1 pseudogene is annotated in these 464 nt (G+C 40.1%); it reads left to right on the top strand.

The features are described from left to right. A pseudogene (locus I6U49_RS16830) lies at positions 1-464 on the top strand (hypothetical protein); the annotation flags it as partial.

The following is a 464-nucleotide window of genomic DNA, read 5'->3' as shown; positions in this document are numbered from 1 at the left end:
GATGTGGTTTCTAATATTCAAAACCAGGGAGCGATCTATAATGAAATTTTAAGCATTATTGGAAACGAGTCTGATATATTAGTAGACAACAATAATGGCACCTATACGCATACCGCTGTAGACGGTACGGAGGTGATTATTGATGCCAACACTACTTCAGTAAGTGTAACCGATGGGGTGTACACTTTTACAAATGGTAATGGAGACGTAATTACGACCATCGATACCAATGCAAGTGCTTCCGGTTACGACAACACCAATTCAGGTTTAACTTCTACCAATGTACAGGATGCTTTAGATGAAATTCAGCAGAACCTTGAAGATACCAATGCCGATTTAGGTAATATTGACCTGACCGATAATGGGGACGGTACTTTCACCTATACCGATGCAGAGGGTAATATTATAGACTTTGATGCCAATACTACCAGCTATACCGAAAATGGGGGAGGTAGTTATACCTT

It is taken from the genome of Salegentibacter maritimus (assembly GCF_016236915.1).
Taxonomy (GTDB): domain Bacteria; phylum Bacteroidota; class Bacteroidia; order Flavobacteriales; family Flavobacteriaceae; genus Salegentibacter; species Salegentibacter maritimus.
Note: the sequence above shows the minus strand (reverse complement) of the source record. Positions and strands in the feature narration are given on the sequence as shown.